General features: G+C 64.9%; 19 protein-coding genes and 1 tRNA gene. 16 read left to right on the plus strand and 4 right to left on the minus strand.

Annotation, left to right across the window (positions count from 1 at the left end; genetic code table 11):
* Positions 1–36: 36 nt before the first annotated feature.
* The 9 genes from GIY56_RS18455 to GIY56_RS03070 all read left to right on the plus strand — a co-directional run bounded on the left by GIY56_RS18455 (position 37) and on the right by GIY56_RS03070 (position 7566).
* The gene (locus GIY56_RS18455; protein ID WP_154763323.1) at positions 37–540 is read left to right on the plus strand and encodes a hypothetical protein; all 504 of its coding nucleotides are present in this window, start codon (positions 37–39) and stop codon (positions 538–540) included.
* Positions 537–773, plus strand: coding sequence for a mycothiol transferase (locus GIY56_RS03035; RefSeq protein ID WP_154763324.1), 237 nt, complete (start codon positions 537–539; stop codon positions 771–773). The genes GIY56_RS18455 and GIY56_RS03035 overlap by 4 nt, the downstream gene beginning before the upstream one ends.
* Positions 770–1732: a hypothetical protein gene (locus tag GIY56_RS03040; protein ID WP_230312236.1), complete on the plus strand. Its 963-nt coding sequence runs from the start codon at positions 770–772 to the stop codon at positions 1730–1732. Before GIY56_RS03035 ends, GIY56_RS03040 begins: the two co-directional genes overlap by 4 nt.
* 496 nt (positions 1733–2228) lie before the next feature.
* Positions 2229–2744 carry a head-tail connector protein gene (locus GIY56_RS03045; protein ID WP_154763325.1) on the plus strand — a complete coding sequence of 172 codons (516 nt, stop codon included), beginning with the start codon at positions 2229–2231 and terminating at the stop codon, positions 2742–2744.
* Complete coding sequence (locus GIY56_RS03050) at positions 2741–4369, plus strand: terminase large subunit domain-containing protein (protein ID WP_328288414.1); 1629 nt, start codon at positions 2741–2743, stop codon at positions 4367–4369. The genes GIY56_RS03045 and GIY56_RS03050 overlap by 4 nt, the downstream gene beginning before the upstream one ends.
* Positions 4366–4695, plus strand: coding sequence for an HNH endonuclease (locus tag GIY56_RS03055; protein WP_230312238.1), 330 nt, complete (start codon positions 4366–4368; stop codon positions 4693–4695). Before GIY56_RS03050 ends, GIY56_RS03055 begins: the two co-directional genes overlap by 4 nt.
* A gap of 8 nt (positions 4696–4703) precedes the next feature.
* Positions 4704–5939, plus strand: coding sequence for a phage major capsid protein (locus tag GIY56_RS03060; RefSeq protein WP_154763328.1), 1236 nt, complete (start codon positions 4704–4706; stop codon positions 5937–5939).
* Positions 5939–6493 (plus strand): HK97 family phage prohead protease, encoded by a 555-nt coding sequence (locus tag GIY56_RS03065; protein WP_154763329.1) that lies wholly within the window; start codon positions 5939–5941, stop codon positions 6491–6493. The genes GIY56_RS03060 and GIY56_RS03065 overlap by 1 nt, the downstream gene beginning before the upstream one ends.
* On the plus strand, positions 6493–7566 hold the full coding sequence (locus GIY56_RS03070; RefSeq protein WP_154763330.1) for a hypothetical protein: 1074 nt from the start codon (positions 6493–6495) through the stop codon (positions 7564–7566). Before GIY56_RS03065 ends, GIY56_RS03070 begins: the two co-directional genes overlap by 1 nt.
* Positions 7567–7838: 272 nt before the next feature.
* Here GIY56_RS03070 and GIY56_RS03075 read toward each other — a convergent pair whose 3' ends face one another.
* Positions 7839–8183 (minus strand): Arc family DNA-binding protein, encoded by a 345-nt coding sequence (locus tag GIY56_RS03075; RefSeq protein ID WP_154763331.1) that lies wholly within the window; start codon positions 8181–8183, stop codon positions 7839–7841.
* A 102-nt stretch (positions 8184–8285) separates the two neighbouring features.
* Between GIY56_RS03075 and GIY56_RS03080 the strand changes: the two genes are divergently transcribed.
* The 7 genes from GIY56_RS03080 (at position 8286) to GIY56_RS03110 (ending at position 10874) form a co-directional block, all read left to right on the plus strand.
* Entirely contained in the window at positions 8286–8438 is a 153-nt protein-coding gene (locus GIY56_RS03080; protein WP_154763332.1) for an Arc family DNA-binding protein, read from the plus strand.
* 15 nt (positions 8439–8453) lie between these two features.
* Positions 8454–8714: a hypothetical protein gene (locus tag GIY56_RS03085; protein ID WP_154763333.1), complete on the plus strand. Its 261-nt coding sequence runs from the start codon at positions 8454–8456 to the stop codon at positions 8712–8714.
* Entirely contained in the window at positions 8711–8908 is a 198-nt protein-coding gene (locus tag GIY56_RS03090) for a hypothetical protein (RefSeq protein WP_154763334.1), read from the plus strand. The genes GIY56_RS03085 and GIY56_RS03090 overlap by 4 nt, the downstream gene beginning before the upstream one ends.
* Positions 8909–9012: 104 nt before the next feature.
* On the plus strand, positions 9013–9477 hold the full coding sequence (locus GIY56_RS03095) for a hypothetical protein (protein WP_154763335.1): 465 nt from the start codon (positions 9013–9015) through the stop codon (positions 9475–9477).
* A 5-nt stretch (positions 9478–9482) separates the two neighbouring features.
* Positions 9483–9689 (plus strand): hypothetical protein, encoded by a 207-nt coding sequence (locus GIY56_RS03100; RefSeq protein ID WP_154763336.1) that lies wholly within the window; start codon positions 9483–9485, stop codon positions 9687–9689.
* Entirely contained in the window at positions 9686–10705 is a 1020-nt protein-coding gene (locus tag GIY56_RS03105; protein ID WP_154763337.1) for a tyrosine-type recombinase/integrase, read from the plus strand. Before GIY56_RS03100 ends, GIY56_RS03105 begins: the two co-directional genes overlap by 4 nt.
* 95 nt (positions 10706–10800) lie before the next feature.
* Positions 10801–10874, plus strand: a tRNA-Cys gene (locus tag GIY56_RS03110).
* Between the two features lie 26 nt (positions 10875–10900).
* Here GIY56_RS03110 and opgC read toward each other — a convergent pair.
* The 3 genes from opgC to GIY56_RS03125 are packed head-to-tail and all read right to left on the minus strand — an operon-like array spanning position 10901 to position 15707.
* On the minus strand, positions 10901–12034 hold the full coding sequence (opgC, locus tag GIY56_RS03115) for an OpgC domain-containing protein (RefSeq protein WP_154763338.1): 1134 nt from the start codon (positions 12032–12034) through the stop codon (positions 10901–10903).
* Entirely contained in the window at positions 12031–14130 is a 2100-nt protein-coding gene (mdoH, locus tag GIY56_RS03120; protein ID WP_154763339.1) for a glucans biosynthesis glucosyltransferase MdoH, read from the minus strand. The genes opgC and mdoH overlap by 4 nt, the downstream gene beginning before the upstream one ends.
* Positions 14127–15707: a glucan biosynthesis protein gene (locus GIY56_RS03125; RefSeq protein ID WP_154763340.1), complete on the minus strand. Its 1581-nt coding sequence runs from the start codon at positions 15705–15707 to the stop codon at positions 14127–14129. The genes mdoH and GIY56_RS03125 overlap by 4 nt, the downstream gene beginning before the upstream one ends.
* Positions 15708–15748: the final 41 nt, after the last annotated feature.

Below are 15748 nucleotides of genomic sequence, written 5' to 3' on the forward strand. Positions count from 1 at the left end.
GCAAGCGGCGGGCCGATCCTCTATTCCATGCCCACCTTGACGGCGGCGGGTTGGCGGAGAGGTTACGCAGCGGATTGCAAAGCCCCGCTGGTTTCCCGCCAGATCAACCGCTTCCCCGAAAATCGTTATCAGGACATACCGCGAACGGGCGGTGAACGTGATAACGGCCTTTCCAGCCCTGAAATAGACACAAACGAAAACCCCGGCGCGCTGACGGGCGCAACCGGGGCTGATCTGCATTCCTGGCTGGAATGGGTGGATCTTAACATTCAGCGTGAGTCGGCGGCAAGGGTCTTGATGGAGGCCGTTCTGGCCTGCGACCCGCACGACCGCATCCCGCTGATGGAACGGTTCATCGACGCGCTGCGCCCCGGCGATCCTCTGTCCCCCTTCATGGGCATCATGGCATCGGCCCGCGATTGGGCATCTTGGGCCAGCCGCGCCGAACTGAAAGCCTATGCCTTGGCCTGTTACGAGGCCATGAGCGGGCGCGACCAAGCGGCGTTCCTGGGGCATATCGACCGGAGGACTGCGGCATGAATACGCAATCCCTGCCCCCGGTCGATGAACTGCTCTGGTCCTGGCCGTCCGTCTGCAAGGCGGCAAAGGAGGAATGGGCCAAGGGCTTTGCCCTGTCCATCGCTAAGCAGTCCAAGCGGCGCAACTGGCGACCAAGCCCCAAGCAACACGCCCTAATGATGCGCATGGTGAACGAGGTCTATCGGCACCGTGGCGACTTTGACGGGCAGGACGACTTTGAGGTGATCGAATGAGCGTTCATCACCTTTCTACAGCCAGCCGTAAAACTGAACCGGACGATATTACAGCCAGCCGTAAAACTGGCCGGGCGCGTGGCTACATCGAAAACTACCGCCCCCAAGCCAAGACGCTGGAACTTCTGGAACAGGTCAAAGACGTGCTGGACGAATATCGCCAGTATTGGCCGCTGACCTGTCGCCAGATCTTCTATCGGCTGGTCGGGGCGCATGGCTATGACAAGACGGAGGCGGCTTATGGTCGCCTTTGCCATCACCTTGCCAATGCGCGCCGGGGCCGGTTCATCCCCTTCGCAGCGATCCGTGACGATGGGGTGACGACCTATCGCCGCGATCACTTCGAGGATCGGGATGCTTTTCTGCGCCGCGTTCGTGAAATGGGCAGGAACTACACCCGCGATAAGCTGGCCGGGCAAGACCTGCATATCGAGGTTTGGTGCGAAGCGGCGGGGATGCTGCCCCAGTTGGACGATGTGGCCGAACCCTATTCGGTGCGCGCCTATTCGTCCGGCGGCTTTGACAGCCTGACGGCCAAGAAGGATCTGGCAGCGCGTATCTGCCGGATCGGCAAGCCGACCGTGATCCTGCACCTGGGCGACTTCGACCCGAGCGGAGTTTCCATCTTCGACAGCGTGGCCGAGGACGTGGCCGCGTTTGTGGAAACCGACAGGCCATGGGGGACAATCCATGTCACCTTTGAGCGTGTCGCCCTGACTGCGGATCAGGTGCGCCAGTATGGGCTGCCGACTGCCCCACCAAAGGCGACAGACAGCCGGTCAAAGGGATGGGACGGCGGCACCTGCCAGCTGGAAGCCCTGCCGCCGAACGTCATTGCCGACATTCTGCGGGAAGCAATCGAACGGCACATAAGCATGGTGCAACTGGAAATCGACCGGATCGATGAAGAACGCGACCGGCGTGAAATCCAGACCCTGCTTCTGGCCCCGCCGAAATAGCGAACCCCTGCCCCCGCGTCACGGGCGCGGCGCGGGGGCATCCATCCATCGAAGCAGACCGGACCATGAGCCGGGCATATTCCACCAACCGCCCTAGCTTCTGACCGCCGAGCGAATTCAGCGGAAGGGGATGCCGCAACCCCGCACCAAATCGCGGCAATGACGATCCGGGGACTACCCCAACCCGGCGGGACACCGGCACATTCTAGGCCCCGCCAGAAACGCGACACTTAACCCACCGGCTGGTGAACACGGGAATGACCTGTGGTGACAGACCGGGGACCGGACAGGGAGGCATCCCACCGGGGCAGGATCAAAGCCTGCGGGACAGCGGCTGGCCCCCGTCATCGGGCATCGCGTGGATACGGATCGAGGAAGCCGAATGTCTGTCTCCTGCATGTCGGGGGGACAGTAGCGGGGACCGGCTATTGCCTATCGCATAGTTGCGAACCATTCTCAACTAGACTACATTGGAACAAACCGAGGCCCCAAGCAAATGATGTCCTACACCCGCACCCCGATCAGCCTTGCCGACCCGTTCGACCTGGACGCGGTGAAGCAACACGCGCGCGTTGACGGCGATCACGATGATGCAGCCATTGCGATGATGGCCCGTGCTGCTGCCCGCGAGATCGAGGCCCATGCGGAACTGGCCCTGCTGCATCAGTTGATCACGCTGACCGTGGATGCCACGGGGCAAGCCATCCCCCTGCCCTGCGGTCCTGCTGCATCTGATGCCGAGGTGCTGGTGGACGGGCTGGCCCTGGTGAACGGACTGACAGGCGGGCGCTATCCCGTGCTGCACCTGCCCGACTATACACGCGGGCCTGTGGTCGTGTCCTATGTCGCGGGCTTCGGCCCTGATGCAGGCAGCATCCCCGATGACCTGGCGCTTGCCATCGCTGACCAGACGGCGCGGTCCTATGATCTGCGCGGGGCCGAGGATGGGCCGCAGGGACTATCGGTGGCAGCGTCTCGCATCGCAGCCCGCTATCGCAGGGTGGCGGTGTGACGGCGGCAGCGACCAGGGCGAAGGGGCGCAAGGGGCAGGCCGCATCTGGTCCCAATGCCCCCAAAGTCGGCAAATCCAAGCACCGGGGGCTGACTAATCCTCGCGCGCGTTCTGACGATCCGGCGGCAAAAACCCTGGACTTCATCCGGTCCCTGCGGATCCCCGAGGGGCCGTTGCATGGGCAGAATTTCAGCCTGGCACCCTTTCAAGAGGACTTCATTCGGGGCGTTCTGGCACCCGAGACAATGACGGCGATGCTTTCCGTTGGCAGGGGACAAGGCAAGTCGATGCTGTCTGCGGCGCTGGCCCTGGCGCACCTCATGGGCGTGTCTGACGATCAGCCGAGGCGGCAAGTGATCATCGCGGCCCGCGTAAAGGAACAGGCGCGCATCGCTTGGGAATATGTGCAGGCCATCGTTCTGCAACTGCCCGAGGATGAACAGGCGCTGTTCACCTTCCGGCAGGCTCCACGTCTGGAAATCAGCTATGAAGGCAACGGCGGCGGCATGATCCGGGCCGTGGCGGCAGATGCCAAGAACCTGCTTGGCCTAAGCCCGACGATGATTTGCGAGGATGAATTCGGCCATTGGCATCCTGACAAGGGGATGCAGCTTCATGCGGCCTTAGAGACTTCGGCGGGCAAGCGGCGGGCCAAGACCATCATCATATCGACTTCGGCAAGCGACGACACGCACCCGTTTTCGCAGATGCTGGACAACCCCCCGCCTCATTCCTTCATCATCGAATGCCGCGCGCCTTTGGGCCAGCCTGCCGACGACTTGGCAGGCATCAAGGCTGCAAACCCCGGCGCGGAACATGGCATCGGCCCGTCCCTGCAATGGCTGCAAGATCAGGCCCGCGTGGCGATCCAGCGGGGCGGACAGGCTCTCACGGGCTTCCGGCTCTACAGCCTCAATCAGCGCGTTTCGGACGTGGGCAAGGCGCAGCTGGTGACGGCTGACGAATGGCAGGCTTGCGAGGCAACAGAACTGCCCCCGCGTGAAGGCGAGTGCATTGTGGGCCTGGACCTTGGCGGCAGCCGCAGCATGTCCGCCGTGGCGCTGTATTGGCCGCTGACAGGCCGTCTTGAGGTGCAGGGCGCATTCCCCCAGAAACCCGGCCTCGCGGATCGTGGCGAAGCGGATGGCGTGAAGGACCGCTATGTGCAGATGCACGACCGGGGCGAATTGACCGTGACCGGCGAAAGCACCGTGCAGGTCGGGCCGTGGCTGCGGCAAGTCTGGGACGATCTGGTGCAGGACGCTGATGTGCGCGCCCTGATCTGCGACCGATACCGGCAGGCGGAATTGCTGGACGCCCTGACAGCGGCAGGCATCCGCGTTCCCGTGGTTTTCCGGGGGCAAGGCTTCCGCGACGGCGGGCAGGACGTTGAAGGCTTCCGCAAGGCTGTCTTTGACGGGGAAGTGCGCACGGCTCCGTCCCTGCTGCTGCGCTCTGCGGCGGCTGACGCGCTTGTCGTGGTCGATGATGCGATGAACGCCAAGCTGACCAAGGCGCGAAGCCTGGGCCGCATTGACGCTATCGCAGCCTCCATCCTGGCCGTTGCCGAGGGCCAGCGGCGCAAGGCCGCACCTCTGCGGAAAGCGAGGGTTGCATGGGCATGATGCGCGATTGGCACCGGCATTCAAAGCGCGTGACCTCGACCAAACGCTGGCAGGTTCTGCGCCAGATCGTGCTGGAACGGGACAACTGGGCTTGCGTGGATTGCGGCACCCGGCGCGGGCGGCTGGAAATCGACCATATCCAGTCCGTGCGGACCCGGCCCGACCTGGCCTTTGACCCGGCGAATTGTGCCGCCCGCTGTCCTTCCTGTCACACGAAAAAAACCCGGATCGAGTGCGGGCATCCCGCCCCGATCATCACCCCCGAGCGGCAAGCCTGGGGGCAACTCGTTGCCGAACTGGCGACAAACCCCAACCCGGCAACATGAGGTATCAAATGCTGGACTCTGTGAAGATCGCCCGTCGCCAGTCGGAAATCCGGCAGGCATTGGCGGGCCTGGTCGGCAAGGAAAGCCCGACCGAGGACGAAACCCGTTCCATGGAAAGCATGGATCAGGAATACCGGACCAACGAAACACGGTTCCGGGCTGCCCTGGTGGCCGAGGATCAGGAACGGCGCGAAGCCGGGGCCGATCTGGAAACGCGCTCCGACCGTGAATTCGCGGAACTGATCGGGCGCTTTGAACTGCGGCAGGTGGCCCTGTCCCTGGACGAAGGCCGGGCGCTTTCGGGCGCAACTGCCGAGGTGGTGCAGGAACTGCGCGCCAAGGGCGGCTATCAGGGCATCCCGGTCCCGCTGGCGGCTCTGGAAACCCGTGCGGGCGAAACCGTCGCGGCGGGCGTTCCGAACCCCAAGACCATCCGTCCCATCATCGACCGGATCTTCCCGAACAGCGTGGCCGAACGCCTGGGCGTCCAGCGCATCAACATCACGGCGGGCGAACTGGCCTTTCCCGTGGCGACCGCTGGCGCTGTCTTTGGCTGGCAGACGACCGAACTTGGCAACGTGGGGGCGCAGCAAGCCTTTGCCACGACCGAACGCAGCCTGGCCCCCGATCACACCGGCGGCGCGCAGATGGTCATCAGCCGCAAGGCGCTGAAACAGGCGGGCGAAGGGTTGGAACAGGCGATCCGGCGCGACATGAACGCGGTGATCGGCGCGGAACTCGACCGCGTGGTGATCAGCGGCAGCGGCGCGGCGGGCCAGCCCCTGGGCATCATTCCGGGCGCTGCCACCTACGGCATCACCGCGACCGCCGTTGGCGCGACCGCGACCTGGGCGGCGTTCCGGGCGCAGCTGGTGGCCTTCATGGACGGCAACCAGATCACCGCGCCCGACCAGGTGAAGCTGGCCTTCGATCCGGCGATCTGGGCGGAACTGGACGCGGCGCTGATCACCGGCACGGCTGTTTCGGAATGGGACCGGCTGACCAAGCAGGTTGGCACCCCGGCAATCAGCAATGTCATCCCCGACAGGACCGCGATCCTGACCGCCACCGTGCAGGGCGTGGCCCCCGGCTATCTGGGCATCTGGGGCGGCGTTGACCTGATCCGGGATCCCTATACCAAGGCGGCATCGGGCCAGCTGGTGCTGACCGCGCTTGTGACGGCTGACTTCACCGTCCCGCGCGGCGCGCAAACCCGCATCCTGACCGGCATCGGGGCGCCCTGATGCTGTGGGGGGCGTCTCTCGGCGCACTGGAACTGCGCAGCGATGGCGGGGCAACCCGCCTGCGGGCGACGTTCCCCTATGGGGCGGAAACCGAACTGGCACCGGGGCGGCGTGAAGTCATCGCCCCGCGCGCCTTCGCTGACCGGATCGAGGCAGGCGGCGAAATCCACCTGCTGTCCGGTCACGACTACAACCGCCCGCTGGCATCCACCACGGCGGGCAACCTGTCCCTGCGCGATAGCGACGACGCGCTGATGATCGAGGCCGAGATTGACGGCGGCACGACCTGGGCGCGCGACTTCCTGGCAGCCCATGCAAGCGGGCTGATCCGCGGCCTGTCCCCTGGCTTCCGCGTCACCCCGGACGGTGAACGGATCGAGCGGCGCGGGGCTGGCGTCCTGCGCACCATCACCAAAGCGGCGCTGTTTGAAATATCGGCTGTCACCCGGCCCGCCTATCCTTCGGCGCAGATCGAGGCGCGGGCATGGGAAACCCATTGGGACCGGCTGCCCTATCGCGGCCCGGTCTATCACCTGAACCGTTGGAGGGTCTGATGGGCCTGCTGAACCTGTTCCGGCGGTCTACGCGCGTAGACGTTCCCGAAACCCGTGCCATCCAGCCGGGCTATACCGCCAGCCTCATGGCAGCGCGCGAAGCGTGGATTTCCGGCGCATCCGGCCTGGCCGAGGTAACGGCGGCTGTGCAGACTTCCGTTTCTCTCTGGGAAAGCGGCCTGTCGCTGGCCGATGTGACCGGCACCGACCTGCTGGACCGGCGCAGCATGGCTATCACGGCCCGCGCTCTGGCCCTACGGGGCGAATGCCTGTTCCTGATCCGTGATAGGCTGATCCCGGCGACCGATTGGGACATCAGCACCCGCTACGGCCAACCCCGCGCCTATCGCGTGGGACTGCCTGAAATCGGCGGCGGGCGGAATGAAACCGTCCTGGCAGGCGAGGTGCTGCACTTCCGCATTGGCTGCGATGCTGTCACCCCCTGGGCAGGCTCTGCACCTCTGGCCCGTGCCAAGCTGTCGGCGCAGCTGCTGGAAGCCATCGAAACCGCGTTGCGCGACGTTTACCAGGACTCGCCTATTGGCAGCCTGATCGTGCCCGTGCCTGAAGGATCAGCCGAGGATATGGAGGCGCTGCGGCGGGGCTTCCGTGGCAGGCGCGGGCAGGCTCTGGTGATCGAGGGCGTGGCGCAGGCGACGGCGGCGGGCATGAACCCGAACATCGGCAAGTCACCGGATCAGCTTTCCCCGGATTTGTCCCGCACCTTGGCCGACCGGCTGCTGACTGATGCGAAAGGCGCAATCTTTGGCACGTTCGGCGTCCTGCCCGGCCTGCACAACCCCGCCACGACCGGACCGATGGTCCGCGAGGCGCAGCGGCACCTTGCGCAGCTGGTGCTGCAACCCGTCGCCAATCTCATGGCCGAGGAAGCCAGCGAGAAATTCGGGCTGGCCGTAAAAATCGACGTTGTGCGACCGATGCAAGCCTTTGACCACGGCGGCAAGGCGCGGGCGCTTGGCACGATGATGCAGGCGATGGCGCAGGCCAAGGAGGCCGGGCTTGACGATGCGACCGTGAAGGACGCGCTGACCTTCATCGACTGGGCGGATTGACGAGATAGGGCCGGGATGCGCCCTGCGGGCTTTCGAGCGTCTTCACCGCAAAGCATCTGGGATCAGACGGCGAGTGCCCGGCGTCCGACATGCCGAAAACCCCGTCACGGCGCGGCCCCTTCTTCCATGGGGGCGCGGCGCAGGCTGCCACGATGCAGATCGGGGGCCGCCAACGCGGCACGAGCAAGTGCCATGGCCCGCGTCTGGGCAAGGGGCCGGGGGCGTCGGGATGGCGCACCGGCCCCGCTTCCTCAGAATATCCCGGTGCCTGCTTACTTGTCGTCTGGAGATTTTCCGAAGTGAAGGCGCATATGACCTGGCCGCTTTTGTTCAAAACGCGGTTCAAGTTCAGGAAGCATGTCCGCAATCAGCCGGTTTACTTCGTCCAGCCTAGCAAGCCTCTCCGCGCGTGTTGGCGCTGCTTGAAGATACTGGAACATGTCATGGACAGTCATTTGAACGGGTGTGGGTGCGGGAAATTTATCTTCTAGCGCCGCGACGATTTCAGCGTTCATGCTGCGGTTGTTTGCATCTGCGGCGGCCTTGATCCGGTCGCGCAGATCATCAGGCATCCGAATGTTGACCTGGGCCTGCTCACGGGCTGGCGGCTTAGACATGTAGTCCCCACGCTATCACATGCCAGCACAATGCTACTTTTTAGCATTGACGCAATACCAGCACTATGCTGTTATAGCATTGTGCTGGTATCGAGGACCGCCATGTCAGAAATGAAGCAACTGCCGATCCGCTTCCCCGCCGATGTGAAAGCGTGGCTGTCGGAACAAGCCCGGCTCAATGGTTCGAGCCAGAACAGCGAAGTGATCCGCGCCGTCCGCGAACGGATGGAGCGTCAAGAGGCCGCGACGGCCTAACCCTTGGAGGAAATGATGACGATCATCGAACGCGTTCGCGCGAACAATACCCCTTACCCTGCTGGCATGATGGACCGCATGGCGCTGTTTGCAGAGTGGACCGGCACAACCCCGCCCGAAACGATCCTGGAGGATCAGGGCGACGGCTGGACGTTCAGCACCGAGTTCCTGACGTTCTGCGCCCTGAACGGCATGTCGATTGATTGGGTTTGGCTTGGCGACGAGAAGTCGCTGGTCCTGGAAGCGCACAATGCGGCGTTGCGGGGGCGGGCATGACGCGGGAGGAGAAAGAAAAGCACTTCGAGGAGATCATGGAGTTGCTGGACGAAACCGAGAAGTCAGTCCTGCTCTATACCATCGTCACAGTAACGAACACCAAGTCGAAAGGGTGGCGAACGCGGCGAATCAACGATTTTACCCGATGGCTTGATGAGCGGCGCAATACCCCGATTGCCGAGAAAGTCGCATGATGTGCATCGCCCGCGATCCCGCCGGTTGCGGGCGAAACACATGGAAAACCTATTGCCACGGCAATCAATCCGATCTATTGTTAAGGCAATAGATGGAGATAGCTATGAATATCGAACCCACCATGTCCAGCACTTACGCCTGCGAGGTCGCTTTCGTGAACAAGCAGCGTTTCAACGAAGCCGTGGCCCGAGGGGATTATCCCTGCGCCCCAGTAGTCGATGGCCGCACTCGCATTTTCACCGCGCGCGATGTGTTCGGCCTGTGGCTGTATGGCCAACTGACCGATGAAGGGCTTCCCCCGGCCAAGGCGGGCGATCTGGCCTGCCAACTGGTCGAGGTGATGCGCCATAACCCCGATCTGCAAGAAGTGGCCCTGGTCCGTGACGCCTTTCGCCGCCGCTGGGTGGTAGCGCCTGACCAAGTAGGTTCACTGGTCAGCTTCACCTTGGGCGGGACGCAACCGATTGGCATCGAGACGCTGGATCTGCGTCCGGTCCATAGCAACATCGCCCACCAGTTTAACAAGCTGGCGGCGCGCTATGTCCACCCCGACGACGCCGAGGACTGATCGACATGATCAAGGCATTGCCCCTCTGGGCCAACGAAAAGACTTCTGCATCGCTTCTGGATTTGAAGCCCTGCGAGTTTTGCGCGCTGGTTGCGGATGGGCATTTGCCGCGCGGTCGTGAGATCGCCCCTGGCGTGATCCGCTGGAATACAGACGAACTGCGCGCCATCGGGCGGGGCGAAGCTGTCGATGGAGGAATAGACTGGTCATGAGAAAAACAGGCCGCAAGCCCTACGTGTGCGAGGTCAAGCAGGGCTTCCTCTATTTCCGCAAGGGCGGCAAATACCTGCACCGCTTCACGGCACCGGAAGGCACCGAAGAATTCGACCGCCAGTATTGGGAAGTGATGACCGGCAAGAAAGCCGAGGCCAAGCGTTCCTGGGCTGCGGCGATCCAAATCCTGCGCGAGTCGGATCGTTGGGCTGGGAAGTCCGTCCGTTACCGGCAAGACCTTGAACCCGTGCTGACCTACCTGATCGACAAGATTGGCAAGCGCGACGTGTCCCGGCTCACGCAGGCCGATATTTACGAGGCGATGGACAAGAACAAGCATCGCGTCCGCTTTGCCAACTACCTGCCTGTCGCCATCAGCATGATCGCCAAAGAGGTGATTCGGCGGCGCTGGTTGAACGAGAACCCGGCGAAGGGCATCGAGCGCCTAGCCGTTCCGAAGAACCGGCAGCAACCGCATATCCCGTGGCCCGATGCAGCCGTCAACAAGTGGCGGGCCGAGGCTGGACCGCTTGAACGGCTGATCTTCGAGATCGGCGTGGGCAGCGTCCAGCGACCTAGCGATTGGGTAGGCTTCACCTGGGGCGACTATGATCCGGCAGGTGACGGAACGCTGCGCCTGCGCCAGAACAAGACCGACGTGGCCCTGGTCCTGCCCTGCACCATTGCATTGAAGGCCGCTCTGGACACGGCGAAATCAGCCCTGCCCTTCGCGCCCCTGCCCGGTCGCTACATCATCACCAAGCAGGACGGCAGCCGCATGGATTATCGGCGCATGGCCGAGGTGATGCTGGCCGAGCGGCGGCGGCTCAACCTGGAAACCTACGATCTTCACGCGCTGCGCTATCGCGGCGTGATGGAACTGGCCTGGGCTGGCTGCGACGATGACGAAATCATGTCCTACAGCGGTCACAGCACCAAGACCATGGTGCGCAAGTATGCCGGGGAAGCCCGGCAGATCATGCGGGCGAAGCAAGCCCGTGCCAAGCGGTCCTGACGCAGAACAGAACAGGGCCAGAACGTGAAAGTGATAACAGGAGTGATAACCCCCTTGACCCCCTCAACCGAAAACCTTAGCAAACGCGAGGCTCCGGCGGGTTGGCGGAGAGGTTACGCAGCGGATTGCAAATCCGTGAAGACCGGTTCGATTCCGGTACCCGCCTCCACCTTTCCCCGAAATGTGCCGTTCCGCTCAGCCCTTGGCCTGGCGCCGCAGGGTGATCGACATCTGCCAGGGCGCGCCATGGCGCAGCCACAGCGCGGAAATCCACCACAGCGTCAGCATCGCCCAGACATCGACGGCCATGCGGCGAGCGATGCCCTGGCCCGGGGGGTTCATCTGGAAGGCGTCGCCTAGGACCGACAGCAGCACGCAGGCCAGAAAGGAAAACAGCCCGCCCCGGCCGATCTGCTGCAAGGCCACGCCCAGGCGGCTTGCGGCCATGCGCTCCATGATGCGGGCCAGGGGCACGGCGACCAGCCAGCTTGCGCCCATGATCGCCATGTAGCGGGTGCCGTCCAGGTCCCATTTCCCGACCTCTCCGCCATAGATCAGGCGCAGGGCGTCGCGGACGGGCAGCGCGGGTTCGCCGAACTTGGCGGCGACGACGATGGCGGTGCCGAACAGGAACATGCCCGCCGACAGGATCGTCAGAAGCCGCCGGTGCTGTGTCAGGACCGGCATGATCCGTTCGCGGTAAAGGCCCATGGCGATGCCGGAAAAGAACAGCATCTGCCAGCCGAAGGGGTTGAACAGCAACCCGCCGATGCGGTGGTTCGGCACGAAGGCGTTCAGCACGGGGGCAAAGCACCACACCGCGAACGACCCCGCCGCGAAGCTGAGCGGATGGCGCATCAGCACCGGCACCAGGATGGGGACCGAGGCCAGCAGGATCACGTAGACCGCCAGCACGTCCAGCAGGTTCGGTTGCAGCCACATCGTCGCCAGCACGCCGAAAAAGCCGATCGGGTTTTCCAGCACCCAGATGGCGTATTGGTGCCAGATCGCCGTGTGGTCCATGTCCAGCGCCAGAAGGCCTGCGGACACCAGCGCCATCAGCATTCCGCCAAAGACCAGGGCGCGCCAGACCTCGAAGGCGCGGCGGGTAAAGCGCCACTGGACGGCGCGCAGGCCCTGCTTGCGTTCGACCGCCAGCCAGACCATGCCGACCAGGAAGCCCGACAGCAGCACGAACAGTTCCGCCGCGTCGAAGATGGCGAAGTTGGCCAGCGTGAACCAGCGCAGTTCCGAAATCGGCATGTGGTCCAGCATGATGCAGACCAGCGCGTAGCCGCGCAGCATGTCCAGCGCGATGAGACGCTTCATGAGGGAAGGACGCTCCATTGCCGCAACAGGGCGGGGTCGGACACCAGCGCGTCGGTCTCGTCGCGGGTCAGATAGTCCAGCGCCTCGGACCGGGTGGCCGCATGGGCGATCTTGGCGCCTGCGGTGATGCGGTGCAGGCGCTTGTCCACCGGCAGGTCGGGGTTTTCGGGCAGCAGCGCGACATGACGCTCGATCATGCCGGCGTCCCCGCCAAGCCGCAGCAGCCCCGCCGCGCCCTTCAGGGGGCGGGGCATGGACCGCACGACGGCGCTGGCATCGGACAGGATCGCGGGGGGATTGCGCTCCTCGGGCGTGACCAGAAGGCCGCGCATCCGCGCCCAGCGGCCAAAGATGGGGCTGGCGGAATAGCGCGAGGTCACGGGCGACAGGATCAGCCCGGCCAGGATCGGCGACAGCCAGATCAGCTGCGCGGGCGAAAACTGCGCCAGCACGATCAGGGTGCCGACGCCCAGCAGCACATGCACCCAGTGCCGCGCGATCACCACGTTCCAGTCGGGCATGGACCCGGCGCGGACCTGGGCGTTCCAGCCGCTGTCGCGGCCCCGCAGGATTTCATAAATCTGGCGCGTCTGGATCAGCATCTGCACCGGCGCGATCAGGGCCGACAGCAGGATCTCGAACAACGCGCTGGCGAAGATGCGCACCGGCCCGCCCGCGTTGCGCGCCAGGGGCCGCGACCAGGCGCGGATGGTCGCGATCAGCTTGGGCAGCAGCAACAGCGCCATGGCGGCGACGAACAGCCACAGCATCCGCCGGGCGTCGAAGACCGGCCAGTCGGGAAACAGCTGATAGGCGGTCGGGAAATATTCGGGGGTGGACAGCAGCACCGTCGCCGACAGGACAAGGCCCACCAGGATCAGGGCCAGCCACAGGGGACTCATCAGGAAGCCCAGGATGCCGATGGTGAAATGGGCCAGCGTGATGGCGCGGGCGCCGCGCATCCCGAACAGGCGCGAATGCTGCAGGTTGCCCTGCGCCCAGCGGCGTTCGCGCACGGCCATGTCCAGAAGGGTCGGCGGACAGCCCTCGAAACTGCCGCGCAGGTCGTGGTCCAGCCGGACCTTCCACCCCGCCCGGCACAGGGCGGCGGCTTCCACGAAATCGTGGGACAGGATGGTGCCTCCGAAGGGTGGCTTGCCGGGCAGGCGCGGCAACCCGCAGGCCGAGGCAAAGGCCGGCAGGCGGATGATGGCGTTGTGGCCCCAGAAGTTGCCGGTGTTGCCCGACCAGGCGGACACGCCGCGCGCGATCATCGGGCCATAGACGCGGCCCGCGAACTGGGTCAGGCGGGCAAAGATCGTCTCGCCCCCCACCAGGATCGGCATGGTCTGGATCAGCGCCAGCCGGGGATCGGCGTTCATGCGCGCGGACAGGGCGCGGATCGTGGCGCCGGTCATGATGCTGTCGGCGTCCAGCACCACCATCTGGTCATAGCGCCCGCCCCAGCGGCGGATGAAGTCGCTGATGTTGCCGGTCTTGCGATCCTCGTTGGTGACGCGGCGGCGATACCAGATCGGCAGGGGCGACATCCTGCGGGCCGCGTCGATCACCAGCGTCTCGTTCACGGCGATCACCGGGTCGCGGCTGTCGGACAGCACGAAGATCTCGGCCCGATCGGCCATGCCCTCGCGGTCAAGCTCTCGCGCCAGGGCGGTCAGCAGGCCGATGCTTTTCTGCGCATCCTCGTGATAGATCGGCATGACCACGGCCAGGCGGGCATCGTTCGGCCCCTCGGGCGTGGTCAGGTCGGGGGCGAAAAGGCCCGCCAGGACGCCGCAGAAGGAAAAGCCCACCCAGGCAAAGGTCGGCACGAACAGGACCAGCAGCGCCCATTGCATCGGCGTCGGATCGTCGCCGAAGGACTGCAGCATCTGCAGGAAACCCACCACGGCGATGACCGCCGCGCCGCCGAACGCCACCAGCCGCGCCGCCCAGACCCGCCAGCCGTTGCGCAGGCGCGGAAAGGCCAGGGCCGGGCGCGCGCCGAAGTCCTGAACGGGCATGGCCAAGGGCGCCTCGGGCGGGGTGGCGGGAAGCGTGGCCGCAGGGGCAAGGGGCCGGTCCATGGCGGTCATGCGGTCCAGCGGGCCAGCCAGGTTTCGCTTTGCACGACACCCTCGGGGCTGGTCAGCACGGCTTGCAACTCGGCCAGGGTGGCATCGCCAGGCTCGAACTCGAACGCGAGGCGCAGCACGCCCTGGTGCGGCAAGGGCTTGAGATAGGCATGGGCGATATTGCCGGCCGAGGTCGTGACTTGGGATTCGGGCAAGGCGTCGGCGAACAGCGACAGGTCGAAATCGACGATGAAGCTGCGCGCCGCCTGCGAATTGACCGACAGGCCGGACCGCGCCTGCACCACCCGGGCCAGGGGAAGGTCGTTGGCGGGCAAGGGCGCGAAGCCCAGGCGATAGCTGTAGTCGTGGCGCTTGTCGCGGGCCAGCGGCTCCTTGGGAACCCAGCAGGTGACGATGTTGTCGTTGAACTCGTTCTCGACGGGGATCTCGACCAGGCGCACCTCGCCCTCGCCCCAGTTCTCCTCGGGCTGGATCCAGGCCGAGGGGCGCAGGTGATACAGCGCCTCGGAATCCTGGTAATCCTCGAAGGCGCGCTTGCGCTGGATCAGGCCGAAGCCGCGCGGGTTGTTGTCCACGAAGGACGAAATTTGCAACGTCTTGTGTGCGCCCAGCGTGCGCCACAGCGCCTGGCCCGCGCCCGTGTGCATCTGCACGCCGTCGCTGTCATGCACGGCGGGGCGGTAATCGTCCACCTGCCGCCGGCTGGCCGGGCTGAACCAGAACATCGAGGTCAGGGGCGCAAGCCCGGTGTTCTGCAGATCGACGCGCGGGAACAGCGCGACGCGCACGCGCACCATCGACACCGCGCCCGGGTTGATGTCGAACTGATAGGCGCCCGTGACCGACTTGCTGTCCAGCACCGCATAGATGCGGACCCAGTCCGACCCGTCCGAAGGATCCTGGATCCAGAAGTCGGTGAACAGCGGGAATTCCTCGCCATCCGGGCTGCCGGTCTTGATGGCAAGCCCGCGCGCCGACAGGCCATAGATCGTGCCGCGCGCCACGGCGCGGAAATAGGTGGCGCCCTGGAAGACCAGGAATTCGTCCATCACGCCGGGCCGGTTCAGGATCGTCCGCATCCGGAAGCCGGACCAGCCCATGTTCCCCTTGTTCTGCAAATCCGCCCCGTCGGGGAACTGCGAGGGGTCGAAGTCCAGCATCGAGGGATCGAAGTCCAGCCGGTGCGGCACGCCATCGCGCACCACGCTGATGTTCACCGGCTCGTAGAAGATCGACCCGGGCGGCAGCAGGTCCATGCCGAAGCGGGGATTGCCCGCAAAGGGGTCGCGGTCGCGGCGGAAGCGGATCGCCCGGTACTGGTCATAGGACAGGTTGGCAAAGCTGCCCACCAGATCGGACACCGGCTGCTCGTAAACGCGCGTCGCCCGTTCCGCCGCAAGGGCCGCCACCTCCTCGAATCCGAAGACAGTCGGTGCGGGCGCGGGGGGCGTGTCGCCTGCCGCGCCTGCGGGCGCAGCCTGGTCCGGTGCGGTCTGCGCCTGCGCGGGCACGGCGGCAAACGAGCCTCCGGCGGCGGCCAGTGCGGTGGCTGCGTTGAGAAATTGACGGCGTTTCATATCGGGTGATGGTTGCCAAAAACCGTTATACTATAAGGGGG

Source organism: Paracoccus lichenicola (assembly GCF_009708075.1).
Lineage (GTDB): Bacteria > Pseudomonadota > Alphaproteobacteria > Rhodobacterales > Rhodobacteraceae > Paracoccus > Paracoccus lichenicola.

Coding starts and splice junctions, on each gene's coding strand:
- GIY56_RS03035 (WP_154763324.1), top strand. CDS start 537: ATGAATACGCAATCCCTGCCCCCGGTCGATGAACTGCTCTGGTCCTGG.
- GIY56_RS03040 (WP_230312236.1), top strand. CDS start 770: ATGAGCGTTCATCACCTTTCTACAGCCAGCCGTAAAACTGAACCGGAC.
- GIY56_RS03045 (WP_154763325.1), top strand. CDS start 2,229: ATGATGTCCTACACCCGCACCCCGATCAGCCTTGCCGACCCGTTCGAC.
- GIY56_RS03055 (WP_230312238.1), top strand. CDS start 4,366: ATGATGCGCGATTGGCACCGGCATTCAAAGCGCGTGACCTCGACCAAA.
- GIY56_RS03060 (WP_154763328.1), top strand. CDS start 4,704: ATGCTGGACTCTGTGAAGATCGCCCGTCGCCAGTCGGAAATCCGGCAG.
- GIY56_RS03065 (WP_154763329.1), top strand. CDS start 5,939: ATGCTGTGGGGGGCGTCTCTCGGCGCACTGGAACTGCGCAGCGATGGC.
- GIY56_RS03070 (WP_154763330.1), top strand. CDS start 6,493: ATGGGCCTGCTGAACCTGTTCCGGCGGTCTACGCGCGTAGACGTTCCC.
- GIY56_RS03075 (WP_154763331.1), bottom strand. CDS start 8,183: ATGTCTAAGCCGCCAGCCCGTGAGCAGGCCCAGGTCAACATTCGGATG.
- GIY56_RS03080 (WP_154763332.1), top strand. CDS start 8,286: ATGTCAGAAATGAAGCAACTGCCGATCCGCTTCCCCGCCGATGTGAAA.
- GIY56_RS03085 (WP_154763333.1), top strand. CDS start 8,454: ATGACGATCATCGAACGCGTTCGCGCGAACAATACCCCTTACCCTGCT.
- GIY56_RS03090 (WP_154763334.1), top strand. CDS start 8,711: ATGACGCGGGAGGAGAAAGAAAAGCACTTCGAGGAGATCATGGAGTTG.
- GIY56_RS03095 (WP_154763335.1), top strand. CDS start 9,013: ATGAATATCGAACCCACCATGTCCAGCACTTACGCCTGCGAGGTCGCT.
- GIY56_RS03100 (WP_154763336.1), top strand. CDS start 9,483: ATGATCAAGGCATTGCCCCTCTGGGCCAACGAAAAGACTTCTGCATCG.
- GIY56_RS03105 (WP_154763337.1), top strand. CDS start 9,686: ATGAGAAAAACAGGCCGCAAGCCCTACGTGTGCGAGGTCAAGCAGGGC.
- opgC (WP_154763338.1), bottom strand. CDS start 12,034: ATGAAGCGTCTCATCGCGCTGGACATGCTGCGCGGCTACGCGCTGGTC.
- mdoH (WP_154763339.1), bottom strand. CDS start 14,130: ATGACCGCCATGGACCGGCCCCTTGCCCCTGCGGCCACGCTTCCCGCC.
- GIY56_RS03125 (WP_154763340.1), bottom strand. CDS start 15,707: ATGAAACGCCGTCAATTTCTCAACGCAGCCACCGCACTGGCCGCCGCC.